The following is a 15,190-nucleotide window of genomic DNA, read 5'->3' as shown; positions in this document are numbered from 1 at the left end:
ACGGATGAGCGGCGGGTCTTTAGCTTCGAAGCATGCCTTCTGCCAGTACCGGGGCGTCCACAACCGTGGACGCCGCGACCACCGCCACCACTGCCACCGCCTCCGCCTCAGCTCCTGCCGTCCCAACCGACTCCCGTATGGCCCCGGGCGGGCCCGGTTACCGCCGGATGAGCCTCGCCCTCTTCCTCGCGGGCGTCGCGACCTTCGCGCTCCTCTACTCCACTCAGGCGCTCCTCCCTCTCATCTCGCACGACTTCGCTGTCAGCGCGAGTGACGCGAGCTGGACGGTGTCGGCCGCGACGGGCGCGCTGGCGCTGTTCGTCCTCCCCATGAGTGCGCTGTCGGAGCGGTTCGGGCGGCGTACGTTGATGACGGCGTCGCTGGTGGTGGCTGTGACCGTCGGCCTGCTGGTCCCGTTCGCCCCGTCGATCGGCGCCCTGATCGCGCTGCGGGCCGTGCAGGGCGCGGCGCTCGCGGGGCTGCCGGCGTCGGCGACCGCGTATCTGGCCGAGGAGGTCCGGCCGAAGGCGCTGATCACCGCGATCGGTCTGTTCGTCGCGGGCAACAGCGTCGGTGGCATGAGCGGGCGGGTCATCACCGGCTGGGTCGCGCAGGAGTGGGGCTGGCGGGTCGCCGTCGGCGTGATCGGCCTGATCGCGGTGGCGTGCGCGGTGGCGTTCCGGATGCTGATTCCCGCCCCTCAGCACTTCGTGGCCGGGTCGCTGCGGCCGCGTGTGCTGGTCCGCACGGTCCGTGACCACCTCTCGAACCCGCTGCTGTGCCGGCTGTACGCGATCGGTGCGCTGTTCATGACGGTGTTCGGCGGGGTGTACACGGTGATCGGCTACCGCCTCACCGAGGCGCCCTTCTCGCTCCCTCAGGGCATCATCGGCTCGATCTTCCTGGTGTATCTGGTGGGTACGGTGTCGGCGTCGACGGCGGGGAAGCTGGTCGCCCGCCTGGGTCGGCGGGGCTCCCTGTATCTGGCGGGCGGCACGACGACCGCGGGTCTGTTGGTATCCCTGGCCGACTCGCTACCGCTCATCCTGCTCGGGCTGGTGCTGATCACCGCGGGGTTCTTCGCGGGGCACGCGGTGGCGTCGTCGTCGGTGAGTCACACGGCGACGCGGGGGCGGGCGCAGGCGTCCGCGCTCTATCAGTCCGCGTACTACGTCGGGTCCAGCGTCGGCAGCACGCTCGGGGCCGTCGCGTTCCACTCGGGTGGCTGGGCGGGGACGGTCTCCCTCGGCCTCCTCGCCGTGCTCGGCGTCGTCGCCATCACGGTGTTCGGGTCCCACGCGGCGCGGGTGGAGGCCCGGCGGAGGCCGGTTCTGGCGCACTGAAGTTTTTCGCCCCCTCCGCCCCTACCCGTCCCTTGCTCCTGGGGGCTGCCGCCCCCAGACCCCCGCTGTCGCGCTGAACGCGCTCGTCCTCAAACGCCGGACTGGCTGAAACGGGGCGGAGCCCCGGAGGTACGGGACGGGAAGGGGCGGCGGGGGCGAGAAACCAACCACCCCTGACCTGCGGCTTTCCCCACTCCCCAGGCCATTGTCAGTGGGCTGCGGTAGCTTCCGAAGTACGTCGCGAAGGCGCGGCGGAAACGGCCACAGGGGTGGGTTGGCTATGAGCGACGGCACGGCGACGACGACAGACCTGGACGTCCGGCTGGAGAAACACCGGGTCGAGCTGACCGGGTACTGCTACCGGATGCTCGGCTCCTCCTTCGAGGCCGAGGACGCGGTGCAGGACACGATGGTCCGCGCCTGGCGCAGTTACGACAAGTTCGAGGGCCGCTCCTCGATGCGTTCCTGGCTGTACCGGATCGCGACGAACGTATGCCTGGACATGTTGAACGCGGGCAACAAGAGGGCGCGTCCGATGGATCTGACGGCACCCTCACCGCTGGCCCAGGCAGCACTGAACCCACGTCCGGACCACACCTGGCTGGAGCCGATGCCCACCGCCCGCGTCCTGCCCGAGGTCACCGACCCGGCCGAGGCCGCGGTGGCGAAGGAGTCGGTGCGCCTCGCCTTCATGGCCGCCCTGCAGCAGCTGCCGCCCAAGCAGCGCGCGGTGCTGATCCTGCGCGAGGTCCTCGCGTGGAAGGCCTCCGAAGTCGCCGAACTGCTCGGCACGACGGTCGCGTCGGTCAACAGCGCGCTCCAGCGAGCCCGCTCGACCCTCGCGGAGAGCGAGGGAGCCGGTGCGGACGCCGCCACCTCCGACCCGCTCGACGAGGAGCAGCAGAAGCTTCTGGAGCGCTATGTCGCCGCCTTCGAGGGGTACGACATGACGGCGCTGACGGCGCTGCTCCACGAGGACGCGATCATGACGATGCCGCCGTTCGACCTGTGGCTGGTCGGCACGGAGGACATCACCGGCTTCATGACGACGCTGGGCGCGGGCTGCGCGAACTCGCGCCTGGTGCCGGTCGAGGTCAATGGCCTGCCGGGCTTCGCCCACTACAAGCCGGATCCGGAGGAGGGCGGCTTCTCGCCCTGGGCCGTACAGGTGCTGGAGATCTCAAAGGGCCGGATCACCGGGTTCCACTGCTTCCTGGACACCGCCCGCTGGTTCCCGCTCTTCGGACTGCCCCTCCGGCTCGAAGGTCCCGACGGGGTCCGAGGAGCCGAAGGAGTCCGCGCCGTCGAAAGGGTCGAAGGCATCCACGGCATCGAAGCGGAGTCCGACCAGGTCGAGTAGGGCGCGCAGGGCCGGGGACGGGTTCCGCAGGCGTATCCGTCCCCCCGCCCGCCGCGCGGCGAGCTCCAGCCTGGCGAGCAGGTCGACGGTGCCGAGCCCGGGCGGCCCGAGCCCCGCGACATCGCACACCACGACCCCGCTGCCGGTTGTCTCCAGCCTCGCCCGCACGTCGTCACAGAGCCGGGGCACCTCGTCCTTGGCGACGGGCCCTGGCAGCACGAGTACGGCGGGTGTCGTGGCATCCACACCCAGTAGACCGACGGGGAGCGGAGAACTCATCGCGGCGCCCGAAGTCTTCACCGGACGGGCGGTACCCCCGCAGGAGGTACCGCCCGCCGCCGGAGCGATGAAATACCAGGTCAGGCGATACGCTCCAGCACCACAGGGGCAGCCTTGAAGTCGGTGCCCGCGGCAGCGATGTCGTACGAGCCCTCGACCGACTGAAGGGCGTACTCGAAGCGCTCCGGGGTGTCCGTGTGGAGGGTGAGCAGGGGCTGGCCCGCGGTCACCGTGTCGCCGGGCTTTGCGTGCAGCTCGACGCCCGCTCCCGCCTGCACCGGGTCCTCCTTGCGGGCGCGTCCGGCGCCCAGCCGCCAGGCGGCGATGCCGATGTCGTACGCGTCGAGGCGGGTGAGCACGCCCGACTCGGGCGCCGTGACGACATGCTGCTCGCGCGCGACGGGCAGCGGGGCGTCCGGATCGCCGCCCTGCGCGGCGATCATGCGACGCCAGACGTCCATCGCGGAGCCGTCGGCGAGCGCCCTCGCCGGGTCGGCGCTCTTCACACCGGCCGCGTCGAGCATCTCGCGGGCCAGGGCGATGGTGAGGTCGACGACGTCCGAGGGGCCGCCGCCCGCGAGAACCTCCACCGACTCGCGGACCTCAAGGGCGTTGCCCGCCGTCAGACCCAGCGGCGTCGACATGTCCGTGAGGAGCGCGACCGTCTTCACCCCGTGGTCCGTGCCCAACCCGACCATCGTGGAGGCGAGTTCACGCGCGTCCTCGATGGTCTTCATGAAGGCGCCGGTGCCGACCTTCACGTCCAGGACCAGCGAGCCCGTCCCCTCGGCGATCTTCTTCGACATGATGGACGAGGCGATCAGCGGGATCGCCTCCACCGTGCCGGTGACGTCGCGAAGCGCGTACAGCTTCTTGTCCGCGGGGGCGAGACCGTCGCCCGCCGCGCAGATCACCGCGCCGACGCCGTCCAGTACGGAGAGCATCTCCTCGTTCGACAGCAGCGCGCGCCAGCCGGGGATCGACTCCAGCTTGTCGAGGGTGCCGCCGGTGTGGCCGAGGCCTCGGCCGGACAGCTGCGGGACGGCCGCGCCGCAGGCCGCCACCAGGGGCGCCAGCGGAAGCGTGATCTTGTCGCCCACGCCGCCCGTGGAGTGCTTGTCGGCGGTCGGGCGGGACAGCGACGAGAAGTCCATGCGCTCGCCGGAGGCGATCATCGCGGCGGTCCAGCGGGCGATCTCCCGGCGGTCCATGCCGTTGAGCAGGATCGCCATGTTGAGGGCGGCCATCTGGTAGTCGGCGACCTCGCCGCGGGTGTACGCGTCGATGACCCAGTCGATCTGCTCGTCACTGAGCTCACCGCGGTCCCGCTTGGTGCGGATGACAGAGACGGCATCCATCGACAACACAGCCATGGCTTTCCTTCCAAAAGGTGAGCGGCCCCCACATGACCGGTCGATCGGTCGATCGCTCGATCAGGAGGGGCCGCACGGAATTACTTGTTGAGATACTCCGGCCCGAAGGCCTGCGGCAGCATCTCGGAGAGCGGCAGGATCCCGGCCGGGGTCTCCAGGATCAGCCCCGGCCCGCCGAACTCATGCAGCAGCTGGCGGCAGCGCCCGCACGGGACGAGGACCTCGCCCCGCCCGTCGACGCAGGTGAAGTGCGTCAGCCGGCCGCCCCCGGTGTTCTGCAGCTCGGAGACCAGACCGCACTCGGCGCACAGCCCGACCCCGTAGGAGGCGTTCTCGACGTTGCAGCCGGAGATGGTCCGGCCGTCGTCGACGAGGGCGGCGACACCGACCGGGTAGCCCGAGTACGGGGCGTACGCACGGGACATGGCCGCGCGGGCCACCTCCCGCAGCGCGTCCCAGTCCACGGCAGCGGGACCCTCGTCGGCGGAGGTCACTTGCCCTGCCCCTTCCGGTACGGCAGACCGTCCGCCTTCGGCATCCGCAGTCGCTGCGCCGACAGCGCGAGGACGAGCAGCGTGATGACGTACGGCGTGGCGGAGACGACCTGGTTCGGGACCTCGTTGGTGGTGGCGTACCAGAGGAACACCAGCACGCCGATGACCAGGGTGATCCCTGCGGGCACGTACCTCTTCCTGATCACCAGCCAGACCGCGCCGATGAGCAGCAGGATGGCGGCGAGGAGGAGCAGCGCGTGGACGTTCTCGGAGCCGCCGCGCAGGTTGAGGCTGTCGGTGTAGCCGAACAGGCCCGCGCCGATGGCGAGTCCGCCCGGCATCCAGTTGCCGAAGATCATCGCGGCGAGACCGATGTAGCCGCGTCCGCTGGTCTGGCCCTCCAGATAGAAGGGGTTGGCCACGATGGAGAGGAAGACGCCGCCGAGGCCGGCCAGACCGCCGGAGATGATCACGGCGATGTACTTGTACTTGTAGACGTTGACGCCGAGCGACTCGGCCGCGATCGGGTTCTCGCCGCAGGACCGCAGGCGCAGGCCGAAGGGGGTGCGCCAGAGGATCCACCAGGTGGCGGGGATCAGCGCGATGGCGATCAGGGTCAGCCAGGACACATCGGTGACGAGCCCGCCGAGCAGGCCCGCGATGTCCGAGATAAAGAACCAGCCCTTCTCGTTGAGCGTGCTGAGCCCGTCGGAGAGTCCTGGCACCGTGAAGCTGCCGAGCGAGTCGACCGGCGGGGACTGCTTGGCCGAGCCGCCCTGGACGCCCTCGAAGGCGAGCGGGGCGAGGTAGCGGGTGGCGCCGAGGGCCAGGATGTTGATGGCCACACCGGAGACGATGTGGTTGACGTTGAAGGTGATCGTGACGATCGCGTGCAGCAGACCGCCGATGCAGCCGCCGATGATGCCGACGAGGACGCCGGTCCACGGGCCCCACTGGTAGCCGGCCCAGGCACCGAACCAGGTGCCGAGGATCATCATGCCTTCGAGGCCGATGTTGACGACGCCCGCCCGCTCGGCCCACAGACCGCCGAGACCGGCGAGGCCGATCGGGACGGCGAGCTGGAGCGCGGTGGACATCTGGCTGACGTTGGTGATGCCGTCGGCGCCGGTGATGATGCGGACGATCGAGGTCAGCGCCAGGCCGCCCGCGATGACCAGCAGAAGGACGGGGAGCGACAGCCGGCGGCCGGCGGGGGCCTCGGTCTTCAGCGAGGGCTGGTTGACGTCGGTTGCGGTGGTCATCGGCCCGCCACCTCCTTCTGGGTGTTGTTGTCGGAGGAGGCGCCGAGGACGTGGCCCGCGGCAAGCTCCGCGCCGACGCGACGCTGCTGGCGGCGCAGACCCCACTCACGTACGGCCTCGTAGCTGACGACGACGGAGAGCACGATCAGGCCCTGCATGATGACCGCGATCTCCTTGTCGTAGCCGTTGTAGTCGAGCTCGGGCGAGGCCTTGTCCAGCCAGGCCCACAGCAGGGCCGCGAAGGCGATGCCGGTGGGGCTGTTGCGACCGAGGAGGGCGATGCCGATGCCCAGGAAGCCGATGCCGGTCGGGAAGTTCAGGCTGTACGTGTGTGAGTCGCCGAGCAGGATCGGCAGGCCCGCGAGGCCGGCCAGACCGCCGGAGACGAGCATGGCGGTGAGCACCATGCGCTTGGGGTTCACACCGCTGGCCGCGGCGGCGGTCTCCGAGGCGCCCGAGGCGCGCAGGTCGAAGCCGAAGCGGGTCCGGTTGAGCACGACCCAGTAGCCGATGCCGAGCAGCGCCGCGAGGACGACGAGGCCGTAGATCTCGCCGGCGTCACCCATGTTGAACCCGGGCACCCAGCCGGACTTGTGCATCTCGCCGGTGGTGTTGTTGTTGCCGACCTTGACGCCGAAGACGCTGGGCAGCCACAGGTAGGCGATGACGGAGGTCGCGATCGCGTTCAGCATGATCGTCGCGACGACCTCGCTGACCCCGCGGGTGACTTTGAGGACACCCGCGATGCCGGACCAGAACGCGCCGGTACAGACCGCGGTCAGGATCAGCAGCGGGACCTGGAGGACGGCCGGCAGCGCGACATGTGCGCCGACGACCGCGGCCATCATGGCGGCGAGCTGGTACTGCCCGTCGACGCCGATGTTGAACAGGTTCATCCGGAAGCCGATGGCCACCGCGAGGGCCGCGATGTAGTACATCGAGGCCTGGTTGATGATCAGGACCTGGATGTCGGAGTACCCGGCCTGCTCGAACATGAGCGTGTACGGCTCGATCGGGTTCTTCCCCGAGGCGATCAGCACGACCGAGGTCAGCGCCACGGCCACGACGAGCGCGATGACCGGTCCGGCCACCGCGAGGAGCAGGCGCTCCTTGTCGAACTTCTTCATCAGCGGGCCTCGTCTTCCGGGGCGTCCGGGGTGTCTGCCGTGGTCTCGGCTTGTTCGGGCTCGGCCTGTTCCGGCTCAGCCTGTTCGGCTTGGTCAGCGGCTTGCTCTTCGAGCTCCACCTGTTCGGCTTGGTCAGCGGCTTGCTCTTCGAGCTCCACCTGTTCGGCGAGCTCCTCGTTCTCCAGGTGTCCGGTGGCGGCGCCGGTCATGGCCGTGCCGAGCTCCTCCGGGGTGATGGTGGCGGGATTGGCGTCCGCGACCAGCTTGCCGTTGTAGATCACCCGGAGGGTGTCGGAAAGACCGATCAACTCGTCCAGGTCCGCGGAGATCAGCAGTACGGCGAGACCCTCGCGGCGGGCCTCCCTGATCTGGTCCCAGATCTGGGCCTGCGCGCCGACGTCCACACCGCGGGTGGGATGGGCGGCGATCAGGAAGCGCGGCTTGGCGCTCATCTCACGGCCGACGATCAGCTTCTGCTGGTTGCCACCGGAGAGGGAGGCCGCGGTGACGTCGATGCCGGGCGTGCGGACGTCGTACTCCTCGACGATCCGGCGGGTGTCTGCCTGGGCGCCCTTGATGTCCAGCCAGACGCCCTTCGCGTTGGGCTTCTCGGTGACGTGGCCGAGGATGCGGTTCTCCCAGAGGGGGGCCTCCAGGAGCAGGCCGTGACGGTGGCGGTCCTCGGGGATGTAGCCGATGCCCTGCTCGCGGCGCTTGCGGGTGGCCCAGGAGGTGATCTCCTCCTCGGCCAGCGTGATGATGCCGGAGTCGGCACCCTTGAGGCCGATCAACGCGTCGATCAGCTCGGTCTGGCCGTTGCCCTCAACGCCGGCGAGGCCGAGCACCTCACCGGCGTGGATCGTGAAGGTGATGTCGTCGAGCAGGGCCTTGCCGCCGGGGGCGACCAGACGCAGGTCGGTGACGGTCAGGACCGGCCGGTCGGTGACCGTGGACTCGGCGGTCTCCGGAGTCGGCAGCTCGCTGCCCACCATCAGTTCGGCGAGCTGACGCGAGGTGGTCTCGGAGGGGACGGCGGTACCGACCGTGGTCCCGCGGCGGATGACCGTGATGTCGTCGGCGACGGAGAGGACCTCTCCCAGCTTGTGCGAGATGAAGATGACCGACAGGCCCTCGGACTTGAGCTCGCGCAGGTTGGCGAAGAGCCCCTCGACCTCCTGCGGGACGAGGACCGCTGTGGGCTCGTCCAGGATCAGGATGCGGGCACCGCGGTAGAGGACCTTGAGGATCTCCACGCGCTGCCGCTCGGCGACACCGAGCTCCTCGACCAGGACGTCGGGGCGCACACCGAGGCCGTACCGCTTGGAGAGGTCCAGGATCTTGCGGCGGGCCTTGGCTCCGATGCCGTAGAGCTTCTCGCTGCCCAGGACGACGTTCTCCAGGACGGTGAAGTTGTCGGCGAGCATGAAGTGCTGGTGGACCATGCCGATGCCGCGCGCGATGGCGTCGGCGGGCGACGAGAAGGTGACCTGCTCGCCTTCGACGGCGATGGTGCCCTCGTCCGGCTTCTGCATGCCGTAGAGGATCTTCATCAGCGTCGACTTGCCGGCGCCGTTCTCACCGACGAGGGCGTGGACCGTGCCCTTGCGGACGCTGAGGTGAATGTCGTGGTTGGCCACGACGCCCGGGAATCGCTTGGTGATCCCGGCGAGTTCGACTGCGGTCACCTGGCCGTTGACCGCGCCGGCCGGAGGGCTGCTGGACGCGTTGATGGCGCATCTCCTGAGGGAAAGGGGGTCGTCTACGCGCGTAGCGCCCCTACGGCAACTTAAGGGGCGGCGCGCCGCGAGAACGGGATACGGAGAGCCAGACTCCCCGCATCCCGTTGAGCGGACGTAACCCCGCGGTTACCAAGCGGCTCCGGGGAAGAGCGGGCGGCCCGAGAGAGCCTTCCTGAACTTCCCCGGAGCCGCTCGGCTGCTCCTGAGATCTTGCTCGTCAGCTGGTCTTGACCTTGATCTCGCCGCTGATGATCTTCTCCTTGGCTGCCGCTACGGCGTCCTGGATAGCGGTGTCGTCCTTGAAAACCGGGTTGGAGTCGGCGAGGCCGACCTCACCGGACTTCAGGTCGCCCCGAACGATACCGGTCTCCGGCTTACCGTCCTCGACCGACTTCGCGAGGTTGTAGACCGCCTTGGCGACGTCCTTGGTCGCGGACGTCAGGATGGACGCCTTGTACTTGCTCAGCGCTTCCTGCTTGTACTGGTCGGAGTCGACACCGATCGCCCACACCTTGTTGGCGGAGGCGGCCTCGATGACACCCTGACCGGACAGACCGGCCGCCGCGTAGACGACGTCGGCCTTCTTCTCGATCTGGCCCTCGGCGGCCGTCTTGCCCTTGTCGGGGCTGGAGAAGCCACCCTCCTCGGCGGTCTGTGTCAGGTACTGCGACAGGACGGTGACCTTGGGGTTCGTGTCCTTGACGCCCTGCTCGAAGCCCGCGCCGAACTTGTGGATCAGCGGCACGTCCACGCCGCCCACGAAGCCGACGGTGTTGGTCTTGGTGGCCTTGGCGGCGGCCACACCGGCGAGGTAGGAGGCCTCCTGCTCGGAGAAGACCAGGTCCGCGACGTTCGCCGTCTCGACCGTGGAGTCGTCGACGATGCCGAAGGTGGTGTCGGGGTACTTCGCCGCGGCTTCCTTGATGGCCGGCGCGTAGGCGTAGCCGATGCCGATGACGGGGTTGTAGCCCTGCTTGGCCAGCGAGACCAGGCGCTGCGTCTTGTCGGCGTCCGTCTCTCCGTCGGTGGGCTCGACGTCGGCGGTCTTGTAGCCGAACTCCTTCTGCGCCTCCTCCAGGCCCGCGTACGCGGCGTCGTTGAAGGACTGGTCACCCTTGCCGCCGACGTCGTACGCGATGGCGAGACCGAGGTCGCCCTTCGACTCCGACGAGCTGGACGAGGTCGAGGTGCCGCCACAGGCGGACAGAACGAGGGCGAGAGACGCGGTCGCGGCGCCTGCGATGGCGATGCGGGGAACCCGGCGCATGAGTTGTGCTCCTGTCGTACAAGCGCCTGACGGAACGACTTCGGCGCTGGCTTCGCCGCAGATTAACGCGCGTAGACCAACTAGAAAACCCCTTCTGTCCACCTTGTTATCCGGCTGTGCCCGACGGCGCTCATTTGTGGGGGCAAGCCTTGCCGACCGCAAAGGGGTGGTGGCGGTGAGTGACCTGCGGTGCGGCACGGCAGCGGGCGCGGTGCGGATACGGCGGCGGGCGGGCACCTTTCGGCGCCCGCCCGCTTTTTGTGACTTTGTTCGCGTTCGCCCGTACAGGCGGGTCGCTACTCGGTCTTGACCTTGATCGTGCCGTCGATGATGCCCGCCTTGGCCTTGGCCACGGCGTCGGTGAGACCGGAGATCTCCGCCATCTTCGGGTTGCTGTCGGCGAGGCCGACGCCGTCCACCTTCAGGTCGAAGGTCTGCGTACCGGTCAGCGGCTTGCCGTCCTTGACCGACTTGGCGAGCGAGTACACCGCGCCACCGACGTCCTTGAGCGCGGAGGTCAGGATGTAGTCCTTGTACGTGGCGAGGGCCGCCTGGTTGTACTGGTCGGAGTCAACGCCGATCGCCCACTTCTTCTCCTTGGCGGCGGCCTCGATCACACCCTGGCCGGAGAGGCCGGCGGCCTGGTAGATGACGTCCGCGTTCTTCTCCAGCTGACCCTCGGCGGCCGCCTTGCCCTTGTCGGGGCTGGAGAAGCCACCCTCCTCGGCGGTCTGCGTCAGGTACTGCGACAGGACGGTGACCTTGGGGTTGGTGTCCTCGACGCCCTGCTTGTAGCCCGCCTCGAACTTGTGGATGAGCGGGATGTCCACACCGCCCACGAAGCCGACGGTGTTGGTCTTGGTGGCCTTGGCGGCGGCGACACCGGCGAGGTAGGAGGACTCCTGCTCGGCGAAGACGAGGGACGCCACGTTGGCACCCTCGACGACCGAGTCCACGATGCCGAAGGTGGTGTCCGGGTACTTGCTCGCGACAGCCGTCAACGCGGGGCCGTAGGCGAACCCGATGCCGATGACCGGGTTGTAGCCCTGCTTGGCCAGCGAGGCGAGCCGCTGCTCCTTGTCGGCGTCGGTCTCACCGTCGGTGGGCTCGATGTCCTGGGTGTCGTACTTGAACTCGGCCTTCGCCTTCTCCAGGCCCGCGTACGCCGCGTCGTTGAAGGACTGGTCGCCCTTGCCACCGATGTCGTAGGCGATGGCGAGACCCTTGCCACCGCTGCTCTCGCTACTGCTGCTGTCGCCTGCATCATTGCTGGTGCCGCCACAGGCCGTGGCCGCGAGTGCGAGCGACGCGACCCCCACCGCGACACGGGTCAGGCTGGATATCCGACGCATCTGAAGGTTCCCCATTCTCCAAAGCCCCGCAGTGGGTGCTGAGTTCGGCGCACATTAACGCGCGTAGACAGTTCAGGGAACGGTGTTTCGCCTGGCCGTTATCCATTCGTGCCGATGGCCGGTTACGTCCCTGTGAACTATGGGGTCGAAAGGTGCACTTGGGGACAGAGCACCTGCTGTGCCGGTGACGATCCGTGTGCGGGTTGCGCGGCATGTGTGACTGGGCAAGCGGTTGCGCTTGTGCGGTCACCACGCTACGACGGAGGGGTTCGGGGCGCTACCGGAAGCGACCGGAACAGGGGCACGACCCTGGAGGCGAACAGGGGTCGCGCCCCTCCCTCACACCCCGGTGTCGAGGAGGAGCCCCACCTCGAGCAGGGGCTCCCCGTCGAGCAGGGCCGCCGCGGTGAAGAGCTCCACGCCCACCGTGATCGCCGACTCGTCGGCGTCGAAGTCACCCTGGTGCAGATCGCGGGGGACGCGCTCGCCGGGCGTGCGCACACCGAGCCGGGCCATCGCGCCGGGCACGTGCTCCAGGTACCAGGAGAAGTCCTCGCCGCCCAGGCTCTGCTCGGTGTCCTCGATGGAGTGCACACCCCGCCGGGCGGTCATGGCGGCACGCAGCAGGTCGGTGACGGCCGGGTCGTTGACGACCGGCGGAACACCTCGGATGTAGTTGATCTCGGACTTCGCCCGGTAGAGGTTCGCGATCTCGTCGATCGCCGCGTGCACCAGGTCGGGCGCGGCCCGCCAGGCGGCAAGGTCAAGGCAGCGCACGGTCCCGGAGAGCTCGGCGTGGTTCGGGATCACATTGCAGGCGTGCCCGGATTCGATACGCCCCCAGGTCACGGCGAGCCCGCTGCGTGCGTCGGTGCGGCGGGCGACCAGGGTGGGGACGTCGGTGGCGACGCGTGCGGCGGCGGTGACGAGGTCGGTGGTGAGGTGGGGGCGCGCGGTGTGACCGCCGGCGCCGTCGAGTGCGACCTCGAGCCGGTCGCACGCGGAGGTGATGGCGCCGTGCCGCAGCCCGATGCGCCCCGCGTCGACCCTGGGGTCGCAGTGCACGCCGATGATCCGCCCGACGCCTTCGAGGACGCCCGACTCGATCGCGTCCGGGGCGCCGCCGGGCAGCACCTCCTCGGCGGGCTGGAAGATCAGCCGCACCGGCCGCGGCAGCCGCCCCTCCCGGTGCAGCTCCGCGAGTACGAGACCGGCGCCGAGCACGACGGACGTGTGCACGTCGTGTCCGCAGGCATGGGCGCGATCGGGCACGGTCGACCGGTAGGCGCAGTCGGCCTTCGTGTCCGGGATGGGCAGCGCGTCGATGTCGGCACGCAGGGCGAGCATGGGGCGTACGCCGTCCCAGTCGCCGATGTCACAGATGAGTCCGGTACCGGTGTCGAGCACGCGCGGTTCAAGACCCGCCAGCTCCAGGCGCGCCTTGAGCGCCGCGGTGGTGCGGAACTCCTGGTTGCCGAGCTCGGGGTGCATGTGCAAGTCGCGGCGGAACGCGACAAGTTCGGCGCGCAGTGCCTCGGGCAGCGCGCCGGGTAGCACGGCTTCCCCGGGGAGATCGGCCTCGGACTCTCGGGACGTCACTTGGTTCACCCTCTGAAGGGTAGGGCGATCGGGCGGCCAACTGACCCACGATCAACAAAAGTTCAACCTGTTAGGGGAAGAAAATCTGGCCGCACGCCGCATAGGTATTGGTGAGGATGGGTAAACTCGCCCGGCTTTCCGAACGATTGGATCTTGAGCCGCCCGCCGGGGATAACCCGCGGACTTCCCCAGCGGAAACGCCCGAGATACCCGAGCCCATTCCCGTACTCCTTCCCCACGGTCTCACAGCCGGCCCGGTGATCCCGGAACCGTTACCGCCACGCGGCGGTACCGACACGGACCGTGACTGCCGGTGTCCGGGCAACCAAATTCCCCGAAGCGGTGGTCTGGGAGGCGAGGGGGTGCTGAATGCATGCCGATGAAGATGCCCAGTTTCAGGGCTTCGTGAGAGCACGGTGGGCCCATCTGGTGCGGACCGCGTATCTGTTGACAGGTGATCGGCACGACGCCGAGGACCTGACCCAGACCGCGTTGGCCAAGGCGTACCGGTCGTGGCGGAGGGTGCGGCGCGCGGACAGTCCGGAGGCGTACGTGCGGCGCATGTTGGTCAGCTGCAACAGCGACCGCTTCCGCAAGCGTCGGGTCGCCGAGCGGCTCACCGCGGCGCCGCCGGAGGTGGCGGGAGGGGACGACGCCGTCTCGCGCGCCGACGAGCGGAGTGTGCTGATGGCCGCGCTGGCGGGGCTGCCGCCGCGGCAGCGGGCGGTGGTCGTCATGCGGTACTGGGAGGACCTCTCCGAGGCGGAGACCGCCGAGGTTCTGGGCTGTTCGCCGGGCACCGTCAAGAGCCAGGCATCCAAGGGTCTGGCGAAGTTGCGTGAGTATCCGGGGCTGGCGCAGGTCATGGACGCGCCCGGCCCCATGTCGTTCGAGCGGGGAGGCAGCCGGTGAACCGGGACGAGAATGAGAGCGGGAACGAGCGCGGGCGCGAGGTCGCGTACGAGGGCCTGGACCCTTCCTGGGGGTCCTCGAAGGGCTCGAAGCCGGGCGGTGGAACACCCTCCGGGCCCGGTTTCGGCTCCGGCTCCGGCTCCCACACCGACCCCGTGCCGGGCAGCTTCGAGGCGCAGCTACGGGAGTTGCTCGCCGAGGACGCCTACGCCATCGCGCCATCGCCCGCGCCCTGCGCCACCATCCAGCGCCAGGCACTCGCGAGCACGCGGCGCCGTGCCGCGGCCACCGGGGTGGTTCTGGTGACCCTGGCCGCGGTACCCGCCGGGGCGTACGTCTTCGGGCGGGCGGACGGTTCGCGGCCCGCGGAAACGGTGGTGGGGACGGCCACCTCCCCGCCCAGCGCCCTCCCCGCGCCGGCGGCGCTGTCCCCGTCCGCTTCCGCTTCGCTGATCGCTCCCGCCGGCCCCTTCACCCCCGGCCAGCTCGCCGACGGCATCACCCTGCCCCAGGCCGCGAACGGACTGGCCGCGTGCCTCGCCGACGACGCCGGCCGGGGCTCGGGGGCGGATCTGGGTGTCGTGGCCGACTACCGCATCCTGCTCGCCATGAACAGCACGGGGGACGACAACGCCCCCGGCGACGGCATCTTCGTCGTGGCGGTCAAGGAGAAGCCGAAGCAGACCCGGATCATCTGCAACGTGAAGGACGGCCAGGCGAGCGGCATCAACACCAGCGTCGGCTCGGACGCCTACCCGGGCGCCGGGCTCGTCATCCCCGACATGAACGGCGGCAAGCTCTACCAGCAGTCGATCATCAACAGCAGCGGCTGGAAGCTGCCGTTCCGCTGGGGCAGCATCGGCACCGTCGACTCCTCGGTGGCCAAGGTGACGGTCACCTTCGGCGCCGCCACGAGCGAGGCCGCCCTGGACCACGGCTGGTTCGCCGCCACCGGAATCCTCGAACAGCAGGTCACCGCGGCCCCTCGCATCAAGGGATACGACACCGACGGCAAGCTCGTCTACGACTCCGACCAGGACAATTCGTACGAGAAGACGCTGCCGTAGGAACCGTAAAGCCGGG

The 15,190-nt window shown here is 69.3% G+C and carries 12 protein-coding genes and 1 pseudogene; 4 read left to right on the top strand and 9 right to left on the bottom strand.

What is annotated here, in order from left to right; all coding sequences use genetic code 11:
- Positions 1-32 precede the first annotated feature (32 nt).
- On the top strand, positions 33-1,343 hold the full coding sequence (locus AB0N66_RS21615; protein ID WP_365437336.1) for an MFS transporter: 1,311 nt from the start codon (positions 33-35) through the stop codon (positions 1,341-1,343).
- Between the two features lie 280 nt (positions 1,344-1,623).
- Positions 1,624-2,703, top strand: coding sequence for a sigma-70 family RNA polymerase sigma factor (locus tag AB0N66_RS21610; RefSeq protein WP_365437333.1), 1,080 nt, complete (start codon positions 1,624-1,626; stop codon positions 2,701-2,703).
- Positions 2,704-2,742: 39 nt separating this feature from the next.
- On the opposite strand, the pseudogene AB0N66_RS21605 reads toward AB0N66_RS21610, so the two are convergent.
- The 9 genes and pseudogenes from AB0N66_RS21605 to AB0N66_RS21565 all read right to left on the bottom strand — a co-directional run.
- Positions 2,743-2,982: pseudogene (locus tag AB0N66_RS21605) on the bottom strand (hypothetical protein); the annotation flags it as partial.
- 80 nt (positions 2,983-3,062) lie between these two features.
- Positions 3,063-4,346: a thymidine phosphorylase gene (locus AB0N66_RS21600; RefSeq protein ID WP_365437548.1), complete on the bottom strand. Its 1,284-nt coding sequence runs from the start codon at positions 4,344-4,346 to the stop codon at positions 3,063-3,065.
- 89 nt (positions 4,347-4,435) lie between these two features.
- Entirely contained in the window at positions 4,436-4,849 is a 414-nt protein-coding gene (locus tag AB0N66_RS21595) for a cytidine deaminase (RefSeq protein WP_365437331.1), read from the bottom strand.
- Positions 4,846-6,111 (bottom strand): ABC transporter permease, encoded by a 1,266-nt coding sequence (locus tag AB0N66_RS21590; RefSeq protein WP_365437328.1) that lies wholly within the window; start codon positions 6,109-6,111, stop codon positions 4,846-4,848. Before AB0N66_RS21590 ends, AB0N66_RS21595 begins: the two co-directional genes overlap by 4 nt.
- Positions 6,108-7,238, bottom strand: coding sequence for an ABC transporter permease (locus AB0N66_RS21585; RefSeq protein ID WP_365437325.1), 1,131 nt, complete (start codon positions 7,236-7,238; stop codon positions 6,108-6,110). The genes AB0N66_RS21590 and AB0N66_RS21585 overlap by 4 nt, the downstream gene beginning before the upstream one ends.
- Positions 7,238-8,923 carry an ABC transporter ATP-binding protein gene (locus AB0N66_RS21580; RefSeq protein WP_365437322.1) on the bottom strand — a complete coding sequence of 562 codons (1,686 nt, stop codon included), beginning with the start codon at positions 8,921-8,923 and terminating at the stop codon, positions 7,238-7,240. Before AB0N66_RS21580 ends, AB0N66_RS21585 begins: the two co-directional genes overlap by 1 nt.
- 271 nt (positions 8,924-9,194) lie before the next feature.
- Positions 9,195-10,244, bottom strand: coding sequence for a BMP family ABC transporter substrate-binding protein (locus tag AB0N66_RS21575; RefSeq protein WP_365437319.1), 1,050 nt, complete (start codon positions 10,242-10,244; stop codon positions 9,195-9,197).
- A 296-nt stretch (positions 10,245-10,540) separates the two neighbouring features.
- On the bottom strand, positions 10,541-11,596 hold the full coding sequence (locus AB0N66_RS21570; RefSeq protein ID WP_365437316.1) for a BMP family ABC transporter substrate-binding protein: 1,056 nt from the start codon (positions 11,594-11,596) through the stop codon (positions 10,541-10,543).
- Between the two features lie 339 nt (positions 11,597-11,935).
- Positions 11,936-13,204: an amidohydrolase gene (locus AB0N66_RS21565; protein WP_365437313.1), complete on the bottom strand. Its 1,269-nt coding sequence runs from the start codon at positions 13,202-13,204 to the stop codon at positions 11,936-11,938.
- A gap of 360 nt (positions 13,205-13,564) precedes the next feature.
- Between AB0N66_RS21565 and AB0N66_RS21560 the strand changes: the two genes are divergently transcribed.
- Both AB0N66_RS21560 and AB0N66_RS21555 read left to right on the top strand, forming a co-directional pair.
- A complete protein-coding gene (locus tag AB0N66_RS21560; protein WP_365437310.1) occupies positions 13,565-14,107 on the top strand; it encodes a SigE family RNA polymerase sigma factor in 543 nt (180 codons plus the stop codon).
- Positions 14,104-15,174, top strand: a complete 1,071-nt coding sequence (locus AB0N66_RS21555) for a hypothetical protein (protein ID WP_365437307.1) — start codon at positions 14,104-14,106, stop codon at positions 15,172-15,174. Before AB0N66_RS21560 ends, AB0N66_RS21555 begins: the two co-directional genes overlap by 4 nt.
- The last annotated feature ends 16 nt before the right edge of the window (positions 15,175-15,190 follow it).

This window comes from Streptomyces sp. NPDC093544 (assembly GCF_040683495.1).
GTDB lineage: Bacteria > Actinomycetota > Actinomycetes > Streptomycetales > Streptomycetaceae > Streptomyces.
Note: the sequence above shows the minus strand (reverse complement) of the source record. Positions and strands in the feature narration are given on the sequence as shown.

Coding starts and splice junctions, on each gene's coding strand:
- AB0N66_RS21615 (WP_365437336.1), top strand. CDS start 33: ATGCCTTCTGCCAGTACCGGGGCGTCCACAACCGTGGACGCCGCGACC.
- AB0N66_RS21610 (WP_365437333.1), top strand. CDS start 1,624: ATGAGCGACGGCACGGCGACGACGACAGACCTGGACGTCCGGCTGGAG.
- AB0N66_RS21590 (WP_365437328.1), bottom strand. CDS start 6,111: ATGACCACCGCAACCGACGTCAACCAGCCCTCGCTGAAGACCGAGGCC.
- AB0N66_RS21585 (WP_365437325.1), bottom strand. CDS start 7,238: ATGAAGAAGTTCGACAAGGAGCGCCTGCTCCTCGCGGTGGCCGGACCG.
- AB0N66_RS21575 (WP_365437319.1), bottom strand. CDS start 10,244: ATGCGCCGGGTTCCCCGCATCGCCATCGCAGGCGCCGCGACCGCGTCT.
- AB0N66_RS21570 (WP_365437316.1), bottom strand. CDS start 11,596: ATGCGTCGGATATCCAGCCTGACCCGTGTCGCGGTGGGGGTCGCGTCG.
- AB0N66_RS21560 (WP_365437310.1), top strand. CDS start 13,565: ATGCATGCCGATGAAGATGCCCAGTTTCAGGGCTTCGTGAGAGCACGG.